Genomic DNA, 4,273 nt, shown 5'->3' on the forward strand with positions numbered 1-4,273 from the left:
GGACAACGATGGAAGTTGATATACGACGTCCGCCCTGCTCAACGGCTCGATCGACGCCACTCCCCCAGGTCAGCCACCATGCGCGGTTAGTTCGCCATGTACTACGACTGCTGAGCAGTCACCGCACCACCGGCCGGGCCGGCTCCGCGTCAGCGGGGCCGGCCCGGCCCGTTTCGACCCCCCCGCTATGCCTTCGCGTCCGATATATTGCGACGGTGGACACACCGCTACGCGAACCCACCTTCCTGATCCTCACCGCGCTCGCCGCCGAGCCGATGCACGGCTACGGGCTGATCCACGAGGTCGCCGCCCTCTCCGACAACCGCGTGTCGCTCCGCCCCGGGACGCTCTACGGGGCCCTCGACCGGCTCGTCGACGCCGGCCTCGTCGAGGTCGACCGGGAGGAGGTGGTGGACGGTCGGCTGCGTCGCTACTACCGCCTCTCCCCCGGCGGCGAGACCACGTTGAGCGCCGAGACCGAGCGGCTGCGTCGCAACGTCGAAGCCGCAACCACCCAACTCTCCAAGCGGGCTCGCGCCGCCCGCCCCGTCACCCCGCGTACGGTCGGAGGGCTGGCATGAACGACCTGGAACGGCGTTACCTCCGGCTGTTGCGCGCGTACCCCGCCGAGTACCGGCGCGCCCGCGGCGCCGAAATCGTCGGCACCTACCTCGACCTGGCCGCCAGTGACCAACGCTGGCCCACACCGGCGGACGCCGCGGACCTGGTGCGCGGCGGCCTCCGCCAGCGGCTGCGGGCCGTGGGCGTCACCGGTCTGGTTGCCGGGGTACGCCTCGCGGCGCTGCTGTCCCTCGTCACCGCTAGCGCTCTCGCTGGTGTGTGGGGTGCGGCAGAACAACATCCGCCGCCCGCGGAGTGGGGAGTCCCGCACGTCGGCCCCTTCGTCTCGCTCGGTGTCGTCGCGTGGGCGGCATGGTTGCTGGTGGCGGTGGTGACGGCCGTCGCGCCGAGTCGGGTCGCCCGGCTGTCCATCACCGTCGCGCTCCTGCTCACCCTGGCGCTGCCGCCGGTGGCCGCTGTGCTCGACGCCCCCCGACCACCGCTGTTCGTGCTTCTGCCGCAGGTGGTCCTGGGCCTGCTCGGGCTCGCCCTGCCCGACCGACTTCCGACGGCGATCCGGCTCACGCCACTGCTGTCCGCACTGTTGACGCTGGTGGCGACGGAGTTGCTGGTCGGCTTGGACGCAGTCGACAGCTACTACGGCATCACCATGACGATCTTCCTGCCCTCCGTCGGCGGACTGCTGCTTGTCGTCGGGGCGCTGCTGGCGACGGGTTTGGCTGCGGGCGGGGACACCCGCGGCGGCTGGGCGCTCGTCACACTGCTCACCCCCGCCGGCTTCCTGACGGTGCCCGGCCTGGCTGACAGCCTCAACTCGGCACACGGTGGTGTCACCTTCACGGACCTGGCCGCGAGCGCGGTCGCCGTCGCGGTCGTCGGTCCGGCCGTACTGCTCCTGACAGTCCTCGTTCGCGCCCGCCGGCCTGCCACCACCCCGACCTCGAGCCGACAGTGCCCCACCTGTGGAACGCGGGCCTGACCGCTCATGATCGTGCTCGATCCTGGATGTAGTGGCATCCGACGCTGCCCGACACCACTACATCCGGGATCGAGCGCGATCTTCGCGGGGGCGCTGGAGGGTGATTGCCAGCGCGGTCAGGAGCAGGGCGGTCATCGCCACCGCGCCGGGAGCCTTGGTGAACCGGGCCAGATTGGTGCCGTCGGGCAGGGTGAGGAAGGCCGCCGCCGAGGCCGGCAGCACGAACCATGTCGTCCGCCCGGCGGTGAGTGCGAGCAGCGCCAGGGGCCAGGTCGCGTACCAGGGGTGGAAGACCGGGGACAGCACGACGGTGGCGACCAGCGCCAGCGCCGCGCCGCGCAGCGCCACCCCGGGGCCGCTCCCCTCGACCTGCGCCACCCGTGGGACGTCGTCGGCACCGCGCAGCGCCCGCCAGGCCCGCCACCACAGCACTGCCAGCACCCCGGCGAGCAGCAGCAGGGCGACAGCGCGGAGCACCGGCACCGCCTGCGGGTCCCGGCCGACCAGCGCGCCGGCGTAGTCAACGACGAAGCCGACGGCGGTGGGTGGTGACGTCCACTGCTCGGAGTCGCCGCTGTGCGTCAGCGCGCCCACCCAGCCGAACCCGAGACCGGACGCCGCCGAGGTGACCAGCACCGCGCCGACGAGCCCTCCGGCCAGCCAGCCGCCGTCGCGCAACAGCGCCCGCCAGGTGTACCGGCCGCGCACCCCGGCCAACACGGCGAACGGCACCACCACCACGGCGGTGGCCTTCACCGTGACCGCCAGGCCGAGCAGCGCCCCGGCCAGCAGCAGCGCCGCCGGCCTACCCGGTCGCCGGATCGCCACCAGCAGCCCGCTGAGCAGCAGACCCAGCATCACCGCGTCGTTGTGCGCCCCGGCCACCAGGTGCACCCCGACCAACGGCCCGGCCAGCGCCAGCCAGGCGGCCCGCCGGATCGGTACCCCGGCGGCGCGGGCCAGACCGGGCAGGCAGTACGCAGCCAGCAGAACGCCCGCCACGGCGATGACCCGCAGTGTCACGACCGTGCCGGTCAACCCGCCACCGACACCCACCGCGAGCGCGGCGAGCAGGACGAAGACCGGCCCGTACGGTGCCGGGGTGTCCCGCCAGATCGGGGCGACAGTGTCCAGCCAGGGGCAGCCGGCCGCCGCCACCCCCACCGCGTACGGGTCGACGCCGTGCGCGTACGTCCAGCCCTGGCAGGCGTACGAGTAGACGTCCCGGCTGCCCAGCGGTGGCGCGACGAGCAGCGGCAGCGCCCACAGTCCGGCGGTGACGTACGCCCATCGGGTCGACGGGGCACCGTCGCGCAGCGACCACCACGCGCCGACCAGCAGCACGGTGCCGACCAGCCAGCAGGTCAGCGTGGCGGGGCCGTCCGGGGCTCGCCAGATCGACGCGGGTGTGACGCCCAGCGGGGCGTCGGGCAGCGCTCCGCCGAGGTGTGCGGCCACGGCGAGCAGAACGGCGCCGAGCAGGCCGGCGTACCGGGAGAGAGCGGCACCGGGAGCGGTCACCGGCGCACCTTCCCTCAGTCGGCGGCGACCGGCTGACGGGCCGCCCGAGCCGACCGTACCAACCGGACGACCACCACGATCACCAACAGCGTCATCAGCGGCGCCCCGACCGTCTTGGTGTACCGGGGCAGCCCGGTGCCGTCCGGAAGGATCAGGAACGAGGCGACCAGGGCGACCACGACGAACCATCCGGTCCGCCGGGCGGTGGCGGCCAGCACGAACAACGGCCACGTCCAGTACCAGGGGTGCACGACCGGCGAGAGCGCGACCGTCACGGCGAGCGCGAGGCCGGCGTAGAACAGCGGGTCACGGGTGCGGGAACGCCACCAGAGCCAGACGAGCAGGACGGCCAGCACCACCACGGCGATCGCGCGGGTCGCCGGCAACGCGTCGATGTGAGCGCCGAACGGCACCGCGAGATAGTTGATGGTCTGCCCGATGGCGGTGGGTGGGGAGGTCCAGGCGATGGCGGCGCCGCCCTGGGAGAGTCCGCCGACCCAGCCGAAGTCCAGCCCACCGACGACTGTCACGCCGACCACTGTGGCGACCGCGCCGCCGACCACCCAGCCGCCGTCGCGGATCAGCGTCCGGATCCGGAACGGCCCGGCGGTGGCCGCCAGCGCGGCGAACGGCACCACCACCACGGCGGTGACCTTGATCGCCACGGCGACACCGAGGAGCAACCCGCCGACCAGCAGCAGCCCGCGTCGGCCCGGGTGGGAGGCCACCACGGCCAGCCCACCGACCAGCGCGGCGAGCATCAGCACGTCGTTGTGGGGGCCACCGATCAGGTGCGTGGCGACCAGCGGGCAGCCCAGCGCCAACCACACCGCCCGGCCGGCCGGAACCCCGGCTCGGCGGGCCAGCACCGGCAGCGCCCACGCGGTCAGCGCCACGCCGACCAGCGACAGGGCCCGGAACAGCACGATGCTGGCGGTCAGCGAACCGGTGACCTCGACGACCGCGCCCGCGATGAGCACGAACAGCGGCCCGTACGGCGCCGGGGTGTCCCGCCAGATGACCGAAACCGTGTCCAGCCAGGGGCAGGGCAGTGCGGAGACACCCTGCTCGTACGGGCTGATGCCGGCGGCGAAGCTGGCGCCCTGGCACGCGTACGCGTAGACGTCCCGGCTGCCGAAGGGGGGTGCGACGAGCAGCGGCACCACCTCGACCCGTCCGGCGGGCTGGAGA

4 protein-coding genes are annotated in these 4,273 nt (G+C 73.5%); 2 read left to right on the plus strand and 2 right to left on the minus strand.

What is annotated here, in order from left to right; all coding sequences use genetic code 11:
- Positions 1 to 215 precede the first annotated feature (215 nt).
- Positions 216 to 581, plus strand: coding sequence for a PadR family transcriptional regulator (locus KBX53_RS24315; protein ID WP_030330089.1), 366 nt, complete (start codon positions 216 to 218; stop codon positions 579 to 581).
- Entirely contained in the window at positions 578 to 1,561 is a 984-nt protein-coding gene (locus KBX53_RS24320) for a hypothetical protein (RefSeq protein ID WP_210861839.1), read from the plus strand. Before KBX53_RS24315 ends, KBX53_RS24320 begins: the two co-directional genes overlap by 4 nt.
- Before the next feature lie 57 nt (positions 1,562 to 1,618).
- Here KBX53_RS24320 and mptB (KBX53_RS24325) read toward each other — a convergent pair whose 3' ends face one another.
- Together mptB (KBX53_RS24325) and mptB (KBX53_RS24330) are read right to left on the minus strand one after the other, a co-directional pair.
- The gene (mptB, locus tag KBX53_RS24325; protein ID WP_309140844.1) at positions 1,619 to 3,082 is read right to left on the minus strand and encodes a polyprenol phosphomannose-dependent alpha 1,6 mannosyltransferase MptB; all 1,464 of its coding nucleotides are present in this window, start codon (positions 3,080 to 3,082) and stop codon (positions 1,619 to 1,621) included.
- Positions 3,083 to 3,096: 14 nt separating this feature from the next.
- The coding region (gene mptB, locus KBX53_RS24330) for a polyprenol phosphomannose-dependent alpha 1,6 mannosyltransferase MptB (protein ID WP_210861841.1) at positions 3,097 to 4,273 on the minus strand (1,177 nt) is incomplete at its 5' end.

The sequence above is a fragment of the Micromonospora sp. M51 genome (assembly GCF_018070305.1).
In the GTDB taxonomy this organism is placed as follows: domain Bacteria; phylum Actinomycetota; class Actinomycetes; order Mycobacteriales; family Micromonosporaceae; genus Micromonospora; species Micromonospora parva.

What these genes read in the sequence shown, in the direction of transcription:
- KBX53_RS24320 (WP_210861839.1), top strand. Translation starts at nt 578, where the DNA reads ATGAACGACCTGGAACGGCGTTACCTCCGGCTGTTGCGCGCGTACCCC.